Genomic DNA, 15,421 nt, shown 5'->3' on the forward strand with positions numbered 1-15,421 from the left:
TCACATAGACATAATGCTATTTTTTTTATCATACCAATCAGCTAGAAAATATAAGAATAATAAAATAATAACCTGACCAATGGTGGCGAATGGTAAAGCTACATAATCTGGTATAAAGATGGTAGGAGAATTTGAAATCAGTACTTTATCCCAAAACTCAAAATGCCATGTTCCAATAACTGCCCCCATCATAAATGCAAAAAATACCACTATCTGAAGTAAGAATCCTTCTCCCATTCTCATCAGAAACCCACTGGCACATCCTCCTGCTATCACCATCCCAGCACCAAATAAAATAGCACCTATGGCTGTATGAATGCCTACTGGATGAACCTGTCCCATAGTTTTAATCCAATCTAAACTTTCACTTCCACCAGAATTGGAATATTCAATTGCAACGAAGCCGATAGTAGAAATAATGAGGGCTAAGATGATGGCCTTCAAAAGGGATGTACTCCCAACTAATACAGGGTCCCTAAAGCTGGCAGAAAAACAGAATTTGGACCTTTGTAATGTTACTCCAATCAATATCCCTATAATCCAAAAAGTACTATGATTAGTACTGATTTGTAGACTCAAAGCGTATATTGCTACTGCTAACACAATACATATCATCCCACAGGGCACCTGGCTACTTCTTTTTTTAAATTGCCCTTGTCGCTTAAGCTTTAACTCCTCTATAGCCTTCGACATACCATCACCCCTTTATCTCTTGTATATTTTTTTAACATGCTTTACTTATATTTAATCATAACAATTTTTTGTGTTTAAATGCAAGTAGCGGCCACCACCATTATTATCCATAGAGATACTGATGGGGTGCACCGCAACCAGGACATATATCATCAATCAAAACAGAAATAAATAAGGGGCAACGTAATGATTTAAAGCTTTTTTAATCTCTTTATAGACTATTTGTCCATTTTCCACATCTATCTCCCCACATAGCAACAACCTTACTATCCATTTCCACCTTTATTACTTCACAATTGTTGGAGCAGCCTCCACATTCAAAGGCAGAGGGTTGAAAGCTTAAGTCTGTGGTTTCAAAGCCTCTAAACCTAGTTTTGGTGTTTGATTCCCCAATATACTCCTTAGCCAGTATTGCTGTACCTATTGCCCCCATTATATTAAAATGCTTAGGAATAATAACCTCATGTCCTATTTCTTTTTCGAAGGCTGTCTTTATTCCAAGATTAGCTGCTACTCCACCTTGAAACACAAAGGGGGGCTCTAGTTTTTTTCCTCTACCGAGGTTATTAATATAGTTTCTAACCAGTGCTTCACACAAGCCCTTAATTATCTCCGACTTTGAAAAACCAAACTGCTGCTTTGCAATCATATCAGATTCAGCAAAAACAGTACATCTTCCAGCTATCCTTACATCTCTATCTGCCTTTAAAGCCATTGCTCCAAATTCTTCAATTGGTATACCTAGTCTCTCTGCTTGATGATCTAAAAAGGATCCTGTTCCAGCAGCACAAACTGTATTCATGGCAAAATCAATAACCATCTGATTGTCAACAATTATTATCTTGGAGTCTTGTCCTCCAATTTCAAAAATAGTTTTAACATCTGGAACTACATGGACTGTTGCAGTTGCATGGGCCGTTATTTCATTCTTAATTACATCTGCCCCCACCATTGTTCCTATAAGCTGTCTTCCACTACCAGTAGTCCCTACTCCCTTTATATTTGCCTGCTGTTGCAGTGTACTTTGTAAATCTTTAAGTCCCTTCTTAACCGAATCAAGTGGTTGACCGTTTGTTCTAATATATGCACTATAATGTACATCGCATTTTTCATCAATCAATACTATGTTGGTGCTAACAGAGCCAACATCAATACCTATATAGAAATCCTTCACTGACTTCATCTCCTATATTACGATATTTTTTTAATTCGCTTCCCCTTAATAAGATCGATAAATGCTTCTACTCTAGTTAAGCTATTTGCTGTACCACTTTGCTCGTCAATTGATAAGGTTAGTACAGGTATATTTAAGCTTTGTGATATTTTGGGTATAATACTTTGGGAAACCAACTCTGGTAAACAGCCAAAGGGCATTAAATGAATAACTCCGTCGAATCCCCGTTGACTATAGTCTACTATATGACCTACTGTTTGCTTTGCATGTCCTCCTATGTTAATAGGTATATAGGGTTCTCCCTTTTTAAGTATTTCTACCTCATGGGTTTGATTTATGAAGGCAGGCAATGCATTATATGCAACCCATTGTGATAAATATTGGGAACGCTCTACCTCTGCCCCTAGATTACCCAATAGCTCCTCCATCTTCATATTGATTGATGCTTCCATTACTACGTATATTTCTCCTACAATTCCAATTCTCATTTTTTCCTTTTCATTTACATTGTAGGTTTTTATTTGGTCTAGTTGCTGGCTTCCGTCATAAAAGGCCTTCTGAATAGACCCTTTACAATTTGCTCTATCGAATTGATTTTGTATTATATCCCATACTCTAGTAGCTTCACCTTTTTTTATCTCGTAGGCTCTAATTTTTTGTACACGCTTTTCTAATTTGTCCAATTTTCTAATCATATCGTATACCATAAATAATGATTGCCCTACCTTAAGCCAAGAGCTATTTCCCTTTAGCTTCATAATATTTTTAAAAAATTGCTTGGAATCCCTAAACATTGAATTAAAAACAATAAAATCTATATCGAAGCCTTCTTCCTTGAGGATTCTTCTATGTACCTGTTCATAAAACCCAGCACGACATGGGCCATGTCCACCCGAAGTAATAATTACCTCTGCTCCTAATTCAGCCGCCTGTAGATAGCTTCCTGTAATAACCTTCATTGGAAAACAAGCAAACTCTGGACTATATTTAACTCCTAAATTAATAGTATGCTGACTTGGTTTTGGTGGCATTATTACCTCATGCCCCAATAATTCAAGTAGCTTTTTATATACCACCGTAGTTCCCATGTAGGGAAAGGACACCCTCATCTTTAAGCACCTCTTTTGGCTTTTAGTTTTTTTCTCTTTATCATATCTACAAAGGCTTCTATTCTGGTTTGTAGATGGTTTTCACCGGAATGCTCATCTACTCTTATTGTCATGAAGGGCTTTTCATATACAGGTGAATCTAGCTCTAGTAGCTTTCCAATAAAGGAATCTGGTCCACAGCCGAAGGCTGTAACATGTATAACTCCATCAATATTTTCATCATCATAAAAGCTATAGCCAGCTCCAATAAGCTTGTCACTAAAGGTCCAAAATAGGTTTTTGGCCATAGTTTTTATTTTTTTATTTAAGCTATTTTCATTAAGCATCTCAAAGGTTTTAACACTTACATCCATTTCCCGTAGCTTTTTTACTATATCCATACTTATATAAGAATCATAAAGATTATAAACATAGCCTACAACCCCAATGGTAACACTAGCTTTTGCCGGTAATATTTTTGCTTCTTTTATGTTACCTAAAGCTAGATCACTGGCCTCAACCACCGTATAGCCTAAATAACAATAATTTCTAAAGCTCTCCCATATTTTACAGGCCTTTTCAAGGGCTTTTTTATTTGCTTTTGGTGAAATTGCAAGCTTTTCCTCCAGTGGTCTAAAGTTGTTATATTCAGCAATATTGTCATTTTTTGCTGTTATAGATGGCATTAGCATCTTTTCTTCTATACCTTCAAAGGAATGTCTTATCATATCAGGTAGTCCCATGAATTTAGGACAAAAATATTGTCCCTTTAATACTGATATAAACCTGGGTACATAAATATAGTCTACATTTTCCTCAAGGAGCTTTAAGAAATGACCTATGTATACCTTTATTGGTACACACAGCTCTGGTACAGAATGCTTTATACCTAAATCAATAATACTCTTAGAGGTTGCTGGAGTACTTACTACCTCAAAGCCTAACTCTTCAAAGTATGTTTTCCATAATGGATAATAATAGTAATACAATAAGCTTTTAGGGATTCCTATTTTCACTGTTTTTACCTCCAATGCATAATAAGTACATGGTTAGTTCAATATACATTATACCTTATTATAGTAAAATATTACTACCATAGCCAATCAAATATAATTAATAATTTGCTATTTTTTTTATATTTAATATTCAACAGAAATGCTATTTTTCCTTTTGCTTGTAGGTGTATTTACGATTTAAAAAAGGGCAAATATTATTGCCCTTTTTTTAATATTCTAATCTCCTGATATGGCCAGCTTACTTATTAATAGTGAAGGTGATCCTACATAGCTTTCACTAGGAAAAGCAAAGTCAAGATCATTTCCAACAGCTTCAACATCCTTTAAGAGGTCATAAAAATTTCCGGCAATAGTAATATGATTTACTGGTTTTTCAATTTTACCATTTTTAACATAGTAGCCCTTAGCTGCTAAGGAAAAATCACCTGAAATTCCATTGGCACCTGCGTGCAGTCCTTCAAGCTCAATAATAATTAATCCCTCTTTAATTGATGCTACTAAGTCATCATATTCATTGTCACCAGTTTCTATGAAAAAGTTAGTTGGTGCAATAGATAATGTACCCTTATAGGAGTTTCTATAGCCATGTCCGGTAGGAGTCACCCCATCTTTTTTTGCAGTTTTTAAGTTATGAAGATACGTTTTTAATAGTCCCTCCTCCACAACAATGCATTTCTTTGTAGCAACCCCTTCACTATCAAAGGTTCTGCTTGCCATTTTATCCTTCATATGAGGATTATCAATAATTGTTATGTTATGGCTTGCTATAGCTTCTCCAAGCTTGTTCTTTAATAGTGAACGACCCTGTTGCACATTTTCTGCTGAAAAAGCACCTATAAAGGTCTGTAATAGTGAGGCAGCAGCTGTATTTCTTAATAATATTGGATACTCCTTGCTTTTTACTGCTTCAGCCCCTAGTAGGTTTATTGCTTCATCAACCACCCTTTTAGCCATTTCCTCATAGTTAAAGTCCTTAAAGTCTCTTGTTACCTTTAATATATCACTGCTCTTAGAATCTTTACTATCCTTAACCAGTAGTGAGAAGTAGATAATACCTATATTTCCTTTTTCAACCTTTGATAAGCCCTTTGTATTAAATATCATTCGAGTTGATTCATGATCCTCGTATAAGTTAAACAATACCTTATCTACTCTCTTATCTAGCATTTTCACTTTCTGTGATAGGTTTATAAGTAGCTGCATTTTTTCTTCAATGCTTACTTCTGCAAATTCTTGGGAAAAAATATCAACCTTCTCATAAACAGGCGAGCCTGGAAAGATTTCTTCTATGTCATCATTTTCTATTACTTGGGCATTTTCTTTCGCTTTTTTTAATAATAGCTCTATAGAGGTTTCATCTACCTTCTCTGTATAGGAATATCCCATTTTATTATTAAAAACACCCCTGAAGGAAAGTCCACCTTCTACCGAAATATTATAGCTATCTATGCTATTATCAAAAACCTTACAGTTGAATTTCTTGTTGCTGATATAATTAATCTCCATATCTTCAAAGCCAATTTCTTTACCTGCTTCAAATATTTTTTCCTTTAAATCACGTATCTCCACCACTACTCCCCCTTCCTTCCACCAACGGTTATTTCGCTAACACGAATCATTGGCTGACCTACATTTGCTGGTATTAACCCACTAACAGATCCACACATTCCTTGACCATAATCAAGATTGGTTCCTACCATATCTATTTTATGTAGTATGTTTGGTCCGTTACCTATTAATGTAGCTCCTCTTATAGGTCTATCTATTTTACCCTTCTTAATAAGATAGCCCTCCATTACTGCAAAATTAAAGTCTCCTGTAGCAGGATTAACGGAACCTCCACCCATATATTTAGCATAAATTCCATTTTCAGTATTACCAATAATTTCCTCTGGTGTAGATTTACCTGCAGCAATATATGTGTTTGTCATTCTTGAGGTTGGTGCATATTTATAGGATTGTCTTCTTCCAGAGCCAGTTGACTCCATACCCATTCTTCTGCCATTTAACTTATCTATCATATAGCCCTTTAATATACCATTTTCAATCAATATATTCTTTCTTGTCTTTTCCCCTTCATCGTCTATATTAATTGATCCCCAGTGATTGGGTATTGTTCCATCATCTATTGCCGTTACTATATCAGATGCCACCTTCTCACCAATTTTATCTGCAAATACAGAGTTTTTCTTGGCAATAAAGGTTGCCTCTAAGCCGTGTCCACAGGCTTCATGGAATATAACACCACCAAACTTATTATCAATAACTACAGGGAACTTACCGCTTGGACATAAATCAGCATTAAGCATTGTAACTGCAATTCTAGCAGCCTCCCTTGCATATTCCTTTACATTTATCTCTTCAAATAGCTCAAAGCCTTTATGGGCCCCTGGTGCAAAATAGCCGGTTTGCATTTCATTAGAATTAGCTGCTACAGCTTCAATGAGTATTCTACTTCGTACTCTTCTATCCTCAACAAATTTTCCTTCTGAATTTGCAACTAAAATCTTCTGATCTTCATCTAGGTAGCCTACAGTAACCTGTGTAATTTCCTTACTGTATTTTTTAGCTGCATCTGAGGCTTCCCTCATTACTGAGATTTTATTGGATAAGCCAATATTCTTGGGATATTTCGTTATGTTATGTATACTGTTATAGGTTTCATTCATAAAATTTAATGCTATGTTTTTGGGGTTTTCTTTAATGGCCTTAGCAGCCTCTGAAGCAATTTTCATAAGGGATTCTGCATCAGTTTTGTTTGTGTAGGCATATATGCTATTAAAACCATTTATAATTCTAATTCCTATTCCATAGTCTCTTCCAGATATGGTTGATTCCACCTTGCCCCCCAACAGTTTAATGCTGGTTGTGTCTTTATCCTCTACAAAAACCTCAGCAAAATCACCACCTGTAGATAATGCTTCTGTAATAATGTTTTCTATAAGTCTTTCATTTAGCAATTTACTTCCCCTCCTTTATATATACTATTTATATATAATCTTAAAAAATCCTTTTTTACATATATATTTTTTTTTATCTCAGCGGCGTTACTAACTCTCCCGCTTCTTAAGCGGGAGATAAGTGCCGCCAAACTTCGAAATAAGTGCAACTAGAGTTCAGGTGGAGTTAAAACTCCATCTGAACTAAGTTTTCTTTATATTCTAAATTATTAGTTAAGTTTATATTGATGCCAATAATTATATCTTTCCTTTTGGTACAAGGGTGTTTCAGCTGTAACCCCATTTAGCTCATCCTCAATTATTGCTACAGTGCTTGCTTTAGAGTTTTCTGCCCTCCATATACTATCATTACTAATTAGGTTGTATTCTTCTTTGTTTTCTAAGACATCTAGTAATGGTATTATTTCATATACTGCTCTTCCATTTTTTCTATATTTATGTACCCAGGTAGGTACAAAGGATATTTTATTAAATTGGATGTCATTGTTTAATAAGTTCTTTCTTAAAGTAACATTTATTATTAAACCGTCTTCAGTGCTTCTATTGTTTAAGTATTCATATCTTTGGTTTGATAAGAAATTCCCTAAGGAGTATACTACAAGGGTTGAATTAGATTTACCATTCTCTTCAGCTTCGATTATTTCTATTGGCTGAAGCACGTGGGGGTGACTTCCAAAAATAATATCTACACCATATTCTGCAAGCTCATACGCTATTTTTTTTTGGTATGGGTTTGGTTTTTTATGATATTCATGTCCCCAATGTAGGTAAAAGCAAATTACCTCTGCACCATTAGCCCTCATTTCTTCAACTCTATTTTTCATCTTTAAAAGGTCTTCATCTAGGTACTCATAGCTAAAGGTATCAATTAATGCCTCAGTATCCTTTGGAATTGGAATTGCATTTATTGTTTTAAAATCACCGTATCTGGGGGTTTCATAGGTGAAGGCCGATAATCCCACTTTAACTCCCTTTATGTCTATAATAGAAAAGCTTTGCTCCTCTGTATTTCTTCTTGTACCAAAGGGAATCAAGCTATTCTCCTTAACAACATCTATTGTTCTTATAACTCCTGCTTTTCCTGTATCTAATGTATGATTATTTGAGGTGGCTAAACCGTGGAAGCCAGCCTGCTTTAGTGCTTTAGCCAGGGCATCAGGAGTATTAAACATTGGATAGCCAGCATAGCCTAAATCACTACCTCCAAAGGTTATTTCTAGGTTTCCAAGCATAAGGTCAGCCGATTGCAGATAGGGCTTTACGAATTCAAAGTTATTTTTAAAGCAGTAGGTATCATCAAAGTACTGGGCTGTTAACTGTGGACTATGGACTATAATATCCCCCACTGCCGATATTGTTATATCAATAAATTCAGGCTTTTTAGGTTTGCTCTCCTCAATTACTACCACATCAGCTTCCTCTTGGTTTCCTTTTGCAGTAGAGGTATCTTCTTGCTTATTATGACAAGCAGTAAATAGTAAAGTAATGGATAAGCCTACCATAGCTATTTTTCTTTTCATAAGCGCAGCTCCTTATAGGTTATAACTTATATTAGGTGTGGCTCTGTGTTTTCTAGGGTTCCTTTTGCTTTTTCTAAATGTAGAAGTACTTCTTGAAGCATAATTATTTTATTTGTATCCTCATCGTGTGTTAATCTTGCGTTTATTGAGTTTATATCTTCATTAATGTATGCTATTCCTCTTTCATGTATTTTTTTCATTTCTTCCATCAATAGGTTACGGAGCTTCATTTGATTTTGACTGTCTAAATTAACTAACCATTTTAGTGAATAATAGGTGGCAAATCCCATAGCAATAGATATAGCTAAGCCTGTAGAGTAGCTTTTCTTTTTATGGGGTTTCATTCTACTAAGCCCCAATAGTCCTGACAAAATCCCAATTGGCCCTAAACCCTTATAACATCCTGAAAAGTACACGGCTGTAATTGGTATACCAATTGCTAGTGCTTTTACTGTGGTGTTTTTTATCATTAATGCTATATCCTTTTCTGCATTTAAATTGAAGGCTTTGTCTTTTTGGTATTCCTCTGTAAAAAAGCTTAATTGCTCATCAGTTATTTTATAGATACTTTGGATTTTACTAAGATAGTCTTTTTCTTCTTGGTTCTCTGAATGATCTGCCTTCATAACATTAATTAAGTCCTTCATTAATGAAAAGCGTAGTATATTTTGCTCCTGTTGATTTAAGTCAGCTAGTGCTTTAGTACACATTTCCTCTAATGGTTCTTTTTCTTGACTTAAAATGTATTCTATTACCCTCTCCCTCATACATGAGTTTAATTTTATGTTTGCCATTAGCCTATATAGCTCTGCTACCTTTAGCTGATTTAGTTCTCCATCTGTTGTAACCATCAGTGAAAGTAATTTACAGTATGTTAGCTTTGTTTTTGATGGTAGATTATCCAGTGACCTTACCTTCTCTTTATACATTTTATCACCCCATTATGTATGACTTAAAAATTAGTGTAATTATCAATAATTATATTCTTTATTGATTTTGCAGGCTTTATACCAGTTCAACTGGCTTTTGATTATACAAAAAGCCTCCATAGTGGCTACAGGTATTAATAGCCCATTTTGTACCAGTAGCCATAGCATCTTTAATAGTTCCACCCTTTAATACTTCTGACATATATCCTGCAATATAGCTATCACCAGCCCCTAAGGTATCAACAATCTTACCCTTTTCAGCCGATTGACAATAAAAATCTTTTCCATCATACCCTATACTTCCTTTTTCACCTTGAAGAAATATGCAGTGTTTTGTCCCTTCTTTACAGGTTTCTATCATTAGTAGCCTCTCCTCTTCTCCAAAGCTTCTACCGGAGAAAAATCCATAATCTATATGCTTTTTTGCAGCTGTTATTATGGTTTTATTTCTTAATATGGAGAAGTCAAAGGAAATAGTTCCATCGCCTTTTAACTCCTTTAGCTGATTTATAGTGCCTCCTAAAATGGAGGAATGTATATGATTATGCCTTTTAATAAAATCCTTCTGATGCTTATCAACTGTAAAGCCCTCTAAAACACCTGGTTTTAATCCTAAAAAGCTTCTATCCCCATTGTTTAACTCAACTGTTGATAAGGGTGTTTCTCCTTCTAAAATAATTGAATATTCAGTATCTATATTGTTGTCCTTTAAAAGCTTTAATAGCCTACACCCTGCTTTATCATTTGCAATAGGTCCTACATAGCTTAACTGATAATCTGTATATCCTTTAAGGTTCATTATAAAATTTATGGAGTTGCCTCCTAAATACTTTTTTTCTAAGTTCTTATAATAGTCAAGCATATTATCCCCAACAGCTACTATTTTCATTTCGACTCTACTCCTTGGTCAATAGTTAAATCACCTGAAAGGATTCTTTCAATTAAGTAGGAAACCCCGTCATCTTCATTAGATTTAGTCCTCCACTTTGCACTTTTCAACACTTCTTCTTCTGCGTTTTCCATTGCAACACCTAAACCAGCTATGCTAATCATTGATAGGTCATTATAATTATCACCCACTGCTGCGATTTCATTTGTGCTGATATTAAGCTGCTGCGAAAGTTTTTTTAAGGCGTTACCCTTAGATGCAGACTCATGTAATATTTCGATATTTTCTCTACCTGAACTTGTTATAGCTATACCACCAACATTTTTAATTTTGCTTTTAGTATTCTCCAGTTGTTTTGGTTCAAGTGAATAAATAAAAAGGCTTGCAAAGGTTCCGCCACTTAACACATATTTACGCATATCTACTTTTCTATGGGCTCCACTTAAAAAAACTGCATGTAAAGACTTTGTCCATGTAGTAAAATGAGAGCTGCTTTTTAGCTTGATATAGTTTTTTATTACCTTAATTCTTTCCCTATAGCTCTTGATGTAGCTGTGACACCCATCGGAGCCATGGAAGTATATATTTTCCTTTTCTAAAATCGGTATTAAATCAAGAATAGCCCTATTGTCAATATTAATTATATTAATAATTTCCTTTTCCTTATTACGTATGACTGCCCCATTATTACTTACCACCCAGCATGGAAAGCCAATTTCCTTTAGATAGGGTTTAATTGTAGCATAGGGCCTACCTGTACAAATTACTATCTCAATACCTTTTTCTTGTGCTTTTTTTAGTGCTTTTATATTATTGGTTGATAATGTTTTGTTGTTTTTTAATAACGTACCATCCATATCTGTAGCCAACATTTTAATAACCATTATATTCCTCCGTTTTCTTTATATATATTATTATAACTTTTTTTATTTAATTAGGAAAGAAACAGAAAAAGTGTTTTTTCTGAATACTATGACTTAATAATGAATATACTAGCAATTGACGTAGATCTACTACTTTACTGGGTTTTATTATTTAATAGGAGGGCTTAGAAATGTTATCTAAAAACTTAGTTGATAAGCTAAATGAACAAGTTAAGCATGAGTTTTTTTCGTCAAATTATTATCTTGCAATGGCCTCATATTGCAAGGAATTGGAGCTTGATGGCTTTGCTAACTTTTTTATAGTTCAGGCAGAGGAGGAAAGATTTCATGGAATGAAGCTTTTTAATTTTATTACTGAGATTGGCGGAAGGGCTTACATTTCAGCCTTAGATGAGCCACAGAATACTTTTTCTTCCCTAGAGGAGGTATTTAATAATGCTTTGAAGCATGAAACCTTCGTCACGGAATTAATTAATCAATTAATGGATATTGCAGTGTCAGAAAAAAACTATGCTGTAATTAGTTTTTTGAATTGGTATGTAGATGAACAGGTAGAGGAAATATCTATGATGACCTCTTTATTAAACAAGGTAAGGCGAATTGGCGAAATCAATTATGCTATTTATATGCTGGATCAGGAGCTAGGAAATCGTACCTTTACTCCGCCTGCAGAATAATTAATGTTAAAAGACAAAAGCATCAGTTATTCAACTGATGCTTTTTCTTTTTAGCAGCCTCTTACCTTTGCAACCTCAACACTTATTTTTCTACCCTTAATACGTTTTTTCTTTAAGGCTTTAATAATGTCCCTCTCCATATGTCTTGGAACTTCAACAAATGAAAACTTATCATACATATTAATAGCACCTACGCTACCACCATCTATACCTGCTTCATTTGCAATAGCACCAAGTAAATTACCAGCATTGATACCATGTCTTTTGCCTATATTAAAGTATAATCTTACCATACCTTTTTCGACAGCATTATTATTGTCCTCTTCTTCTTCATGGGACTCTTTTAACTCGCCTTCTTCTTTTTTCATTATCATCTTTAATAATGCTGCTCCAATTTCAATAGAGTTGTGGGTTTCTGCCAGCTTCTCAATAAAGTTCATATGTTCACTAATTCCACCGGTCTCTATTATCGATGCAATATTTTCAGCAATTTCTTGCTTTTTCTTTTCTACTATGTCATTAAATGAAGGCACCTTTCTTCTAACTAGCTTTGTCTTAATATATCTCTCTAACATTTTCATTGTACGTATTTGTCTTGGTGTTACTAATGTATAGGCTAACCCTACTCTGCCAGCTCTTCCAGTTCTACCAATTCTATGAACGTAATACTCGAAGTTTTCTGGCAGATCATAGTTAATTACTAAAGCCACATCATCTACATCTATTCCCCTTGCTGCCACATCAGTTGCTATAAGCATATCTATAGTTCCGTCTCTAAACTTTTTCATTACCCTATCTCTTTGACTCTGCTTTAGATCCCCGTGTATTCCTTCAACTGAATAGCCTCTACTCTGTAATTTTTCCACAAGCTCATCTACACCTTTTTTGGTGTTGCAAAATATCATCCCCAAAGCTACGCTTTCCATATCTAAAATTCTAGTTAGAGACTCTAATTTTTCATGGGTTTTCACTTCAAAGTAGAACTGTGTAATCTGAGGTACTGTTAATTCCTTATGAACAACCTTAACCTTTTTAGGATGATTCATATACTTTTGTGCAATTATTTCTATTTCCTTAGGTATTGTAGCAGAAAACATTAGAGTTTGCTTTCCATTAGGTATTTCATTTAATATTGCTTCTATTTCCTCTTGAAAACCCATGTCCAACATTTGGTCTGCTTCATCCATAACAAGTCCCGAAATGTTATTGAGCTTTAGGGTTTTCCTCCTAATATGGTCTAGTATTCTCCCAGGAGTTCCTACAACAATTTGCACCCCTTGCCTTAAGGCCTTAATTTGCCTTTCTATTGGCTGTCCACCGTATATAGCTAATGTCTTAACACCCTTTTTATATTTAGAAAATTTCTGTAGTTCATCTGCAACTTGTATGGCTAATTCTCTTGTGGGGGTTAATACCAATACCTGAACTGCTTTGTCTACAAAGGAAACCTTTTCTATCATTGGTATACCAAATGCAGCTGTTTTTCCTGTTCCCGTTTGTGCTTGACCAATTAGGTCATGTCCTTGAAAAACTAGGGGAATAGCCTTCTCTTGTATAGAGGTTGGTGTTTCAAAGCCTAATTCTTCAATAACCTTTAATATTTCATTACTAATTTTTAAACTCTCAAATTGATTCATGTTTTGTGTATCTCTCCTATTCTTATTTCATACTGCACTATTATATCTTTTTTTAGTATTTATGTAAATAAATAAATCGGTGATATATACATAGTTTTTACAGTATAGTCTAAAACTATTAAATTAATTAGTGACAAGAGCAAAACAAAAGTCACCTACTTTTTTAACAAGGTGACTTTATGTATAATCGCCATTAACATCTATATTAACTTACGATTATAGCTTAGTTACATTAGCAGCTTGAAAGCCTCTTGGTCCTTCAACTACTTCAAATTGTACTTGTTGTCCCTCTTCTAAGGTCTTGTACCCTTCAGATTGGATAGCTGAATAATGTACAAATACATCGTCTTCTCCTTCAACAGAAATAAAGCCAAAACCCTTTTCCCCATTAAACCACTTTACTGTACCAGTCTTCATTTAACTTCCTCCTAAACAATAATTATTTGCCTAATTAAATTAAAATTAACATTTTTAAAAGCCTTTGTCAATAATAATTGGCAAATTTGAGTCTTTTCAGATACTTATTACCTTTATTATATGATTATCTCCATGCTATAAAAGGTTTATTCATAACATTATGGCTGTTTTATTGAATTAGAGCAAGGTTTTACCTACCTTGCTCTAACTGACCCTTCATCCATTATCTTCAACTAAGTCGATAGTTCCAAGTACTATATGGGCTAATCCAAAACCGATGATACCTGCTGCAATCATAGGCATTAAATCATTATTGTCTTGTCTATTTTTCATGCTCATTCCCTTTAATGCTACACCTGTTGCTGTTACGCCTGTACCTAGAATGGTAGGGATCATTCCTTCACGCATAGAAACTCCTCCTTTTATTATATGAGATTAATAGAGAAAGATCATTATTATTTTTTCTATATTAATTTTTTTTATCCCCACTAAAGAACATTTTAGCTTGTAAAAAAATAGACAATACTAGAGGCTCACTCTAACATCGTCTATCTTACACTTTACTTAACATCTCTAAACAAAATATCCTCGGGACAGTTAAGCTCTTTACATATCTTTTCGATGTTTTCATCTTTAGGTATTCTTCCCTCATATAACCATGCCTGCACTGTTCTTGGTGATACTCCAATTCTTTCAGCCATATCGCTTACCTTTATGTCATCTGCAAACATTAGCCCCAACATGTAGCGATTCTTTACTTCCCATTTTTTAAGTCTTCTAAATCGCTTTTTCCGTATTCCTTTTCCTAAAACTCGTCTTGCTCTTTCACTTGCAGTTTCCATACTTTCCCCTTTCCTTCAATAGTTCCTTTAACAAGGTTTTTATAACTTGAAGCGCAAATTTAATCTTTAGCTAAAATTATTGCCTAAAAGATACATTTTATACATTTTACCTCATTTTTTATCTCAGCGGCGTTACTAATACTCCCGCTTCTTAAGCGGGAGTTAAGTGCCGCCAAGCTAGAAAGTAAGCGGAACTAGAGTTCAGGTGGAGTAAAAACTCCATCTGAACAAAGTTTTCTTTATCTCTCTTGCTTCTTTAGCTTTTAAGGGCTACAGCTCATATATTAAGTATTAGCTCTACATTCTAACAATAACACCAGCCTTCTCAGCACAGGTGCTACATATGATTTTTTTAGGCCCCCCTGCAGTAGCCAATAGCTTTTTACAATACAAACATTCAACACAACAGCTGGTTATTAATCCAAACCTTTCATAAACTGGTTTTCCTTTATTATCATATCCTATTATTTTTCTCTCAACTGATTCCATAGTAATAGACACCCCCAAAAGTATTTATACTATATATTATGTAAATCACTCGAATAATTCTAATACTATCTTTAGTTATTCTAACTTCCCGTAATGCTTTATTCCACAGCCTTATTTTTAGCTGGTTAAGTAACATAATGATTTTTTTATTCATACTATGTAGCATATGGCTTTGCTATTTCCTAGGTAGTGTTAAGTAACTTATG

At 34.5% G+C, this 15,421-nt stretch carries 16 protein-coding genes; 1 reads left to right on the forward strand and 15 read right to left on the reverse strand.

Annotated features, from left to right (window positions below):
• The 10 genes from F8154_RS06945 to F8154_RS06990 all read right to left on the reverse strand — a co-directional run bounded on the left by F8154_RS06945 (position 1) and on the right by F8154_RS06990 (position 11,153).
• Entirely contained in the window at positions 1 to 693 is a 693-nt protein-coding gene (locus tag F8154_RS06945; RefSeq protein WP_151860888.1) for a YeeE/YedE thiosulfate transporter family protein, read from the reverse strand.
• Between the two features lie 211 nt (positions 694 to 904).
• A complete protein-coding gene (locus tag F8154_RS06950) occupies positions 905 to 1,867 on the reverse strand; it encodes an acyl-CoA dehydratase activase (RefSeq protein WP_151860889.1) in 963 nt (320 codons plus the stop codon).
• A 17-nt stretch (positions 1,868 to 1,884) separates the two neighbouring features.
• Positions 1,885 to 2,976: a 2-hydroxyacyl-CoA dehydratase gene (locus F8154_RS06955; protein ID WP_151860890.1), complete on the reverse strand. Its 1,092-nt coding sequence runs from the start codon at positions 2,974 to 2,976 to the stop codon at positions 1,885 to 1,887.
• Positions 2,977 to 2,978: 2 nt separating this feature from the next.
• Positions 2,979 to 3,971, reverse strand: coding sequence for an acyl-CoA dehydratase activase-related protein (locus tag F8154_RS06960; RefSeq protein ID WP_151860891.1), 993 nt, complete (start codon positions 3,969 to 3,971; stop codon positions 2,979 to 2,981).
• A gap of 216 nt (positions 3,972 to 4,187) precedes the next feature.
• On the reverse strand, positions 4,188 to 5,540 hold the full coding sequence (locus F8154_RS06965) for a TldD/PmbA family protein (protein WP_151860892.1): 1,353 nt from the start codon (positions 5,538 to 5,540) through the stop codon (positions 4,188 to 4,190).
• Positions 5,541 to 5,542: 2 nt separating this feature from the next.
• Positions 5,543 to 6,931 (reverse strand): TldD/PmbA family protein, encoded by a 1,389-nt coding sequence (locus F8154_RS06970; RefSeq protein ID WP_151860893.1) that lies wholly within the window; start codon positions 6,929 to 6,931, stop codon positions 5,543 to 5,545.
• Positions 6,932 to 7,140: 209 nt separating this feature from the next.
• Positions 7,141 to 8,451 (reverse strand): CapA family protein, encoded by a 1,311-nt coding sequence (locus tag F8154_RS06975; protein WP_151860894.1) that lies wholly within the window; start codon positions 8,449 to 8,451, stop codon positions 7,141 to 7,143.
• 26 nt (positions 8,452 to 8,477) lie between these two features.
• Complete coding sequence (locus F8154_RS06980; RefSeq protein WP_151860895.1) at positions 8,478 to 9,380, reverse strand: tellurite resistance TerB family protein; 903 nt, start codon at positions 9,378 to 9,380, stop codon at positions 8,478 to 8,480.
• A 76-nt stretch (positions 9,381 to 9,456) separates the two neighbouring features.
• Positions 9,457 to 10,269: a PfkB family carbohydrate kinase gene (locus F8154_RS06985; protein WP_151860896.1), complete on the reverse strand. Its 813-nt coding sequence runs from the start codon at positions 10,267 to 10,269 to the stop codon at positions 9,457 to 9,459.
• The gene (locus F8154_RS06990; RefSeq protein WP_151860897.1) at positions 10,266 to 11,153 is read right to left on the reverse strand and encodes a Cof-type HAD-IIB family hydrolase; all 888 of its coding nucleotides are present in this window, start codon (positions 11,151 to 11,153) and stop codon (positions 10,266 to 10,268) included. The genes F8154_RS06985 and F8154_RS06990 overlap by 4 nt, the downstream gene beginning before the upstream one ends.
• Before the next feature lie 170 nt (positions 11,154 to 11,323).
• On the opposite strand from F8154_RS06990, the gene F8154_RS06995 reads away from it, so the two are divergent.
• Positions 11,324 to 11,830 (forward strand): ferritin, encoded by a 507-nt coding sequence (locus F8154_RS06995; protein ID WP_151860898.1) that lies wholly within the window; start codon positions 11,324 to 11,326, stop codon positions 11,828 to 11,830.
• Between the two features lie 50 nt (positions 11,831 to 11,880).
• On the opposite strand, the gene F8154_RS07000 is transcribed toward F8154_RS06995, so the two are convergent.
• The 5 genes from F8154_RS07000 to F8154_RS07020 form a co-directional block, all read right to left on the reverse strand.
• Entirely contained in the window at positions 11,881 to 13,467 is a 1,587-nt protein-coding gene (locus tag F8154_RS07000; RefSeq protein ID WP_151860899.1) for a DEAD/DEAH box helicase, read from the reverse strand.
• A 216-nt stretch (positions 13,468 to 13,683) separates the two neighbouring features.
• Positions 13,684 to 13,884 carry a cold-shock protein gene (locus F8154_RS07005; protein WP_151860900.1) on the reverse strand — a complete coding sequence of 67 codons (201 nt, stop codon included), beginning with the start codon at positions 13,882 to 13,884 and terminating at the stop codon, positions 13,684 to 13,686.
• A 216-nt stretch (positions 13,885 to 14,100) separates the two neighbouring features.
• Positions 14,101 to 14,292 carry an asparagine synthase gene (locus F8154_RS07010; protein WP_151860901.1) on the reverse strand — a complete coding sequence of 64 codons (192 nt, stop codon included), beginning with the start codon at positions 14,290 to 14,292 and terminating at the stop codon, positions 14,101 to 14,103.
• A 152-nt stretch (positions 14,293 to 14,444) separates the two neighbouring features.
• A complete protein-coding gene (locus F8154_RS07015; protein ID WP_151860902.1) occupies positions 14,445 to 14,726 on the reverse strand; it encodes a helix-turn-helix domain-containing protein in 282 nt (93 codons plus the stop codon).
• A gap of 297 nt (positions 14,727 to 15,023) precedes the next feature.
• Positions 15,024 to 15,215 (reverse strand): hypothetical protein, encoded by a 192-nt coding sequence (locus F8154_RS07020; protein ID WP_151860903.1) that lies wholly within the window; start codon positions 15,213 to 15,215, stop codon positions 15,024 to 15,026.
• Between the last annotated feature and the right edge of the window lie 206 nt (positions 15,216 to 15,421).

Source organism: Alkaliphilus pronyensis (assembly GCF_009017275.1).
Lineage (GTDB): Bacteria > Bacillota > Clostridia > Peptostreptococcales > Natronincolaceae > Alkaliphilus_C > Alkaliphilus_C pronyensis.

Excerpts from the sequence above, each read along its gene's own strand:
- F8154_RS06945 (WP_151860888.1), bottom strand. The coding sequence starts at position 693 with ATGTCGAAGGCTATAGAGGAGTTAAAGCTTAAGCGACAAGGGCAATTT.
- F8154_RS06955 (WP_151860890.1), bottom strand. The coding sequence starts at position 2,976 with ATGAGGGTGTCCTTTCCCTACATGGGAACTACGGTGGTATATAAAAAG.
- F8154_RS06975 (WP_151860894.1), bottom strand. The coding sequence starts at position 8,451 with ATGAAAAGAAAAATAGCTATGGTAGGCTTATCCATTACTTTACTATTT.
- F8154_RS06980 (WP_151860895.1), bottom strand. The coding sequence starts at position 9,380 with ATGTATAAAGAGAAGGTAAGGTCACTGGATAATCTACCATCAAAAACA.
- F8154_RS06985 (WP_151860896.1), bottom strand. The coding sequence starts at position 10,269 with ATGAAAATAGTAGCTGTTGGGGATAATATGCTTGACTATTATAAGAAC.
- F8154_RS06990 (WP_151860897.1), bottom strand. The coding sequence starts at position 11,153 with ATGGTTATTAAAATGTTGGCTACAGATATGGATGGTACGTTATTAAAA.
- F8154_RS06995 (WP_151860898.1), top strand. The coding sequence starts at position 11,324 with ATGTTATCTAAAAACTTAGTTGATAAGCTAAATGAACAAGTTAAGCAT.
- F8154_RS07000 (WP_151860899.1), bottom strand. The coding sequence starts at position 13,467 with ATGAATCAATTTGAGAGTTTAAAAATTAGTAATGAAATATTAAAGGTT.
- F8154_RS07005 (WP_151860900.1), bottom strand. The coding sequence starts at position 13,884 with ATGAAGACTGGTACAGTAAAGTGGTTTAATGGGGAAAAGGGTTTTGGC.
- F8154_RS07010 (WP_151860901.1), bottom strand. The coding sequence starts at position 14,292 with ATGCGTGAAGGAATGATCCCTACCATTCTAGGTACAGGCGTAACAGCA.
- F8154_RS07015 (WP_151860902.1), bottom strand. The coding sequence starts at position 14,726 with ATGGAAACTGCAAGTGAAAGAGCAAGACGAGTTTTAGGAAAAGGAATA.
- F8154_RS07020 (WP_151860903.1), bottom strand. The coding sequence starts at position 15,215 with ATGGAATCAGTTGAGAGAAAAATAATAGGATATGATAATAAAGGAAAA.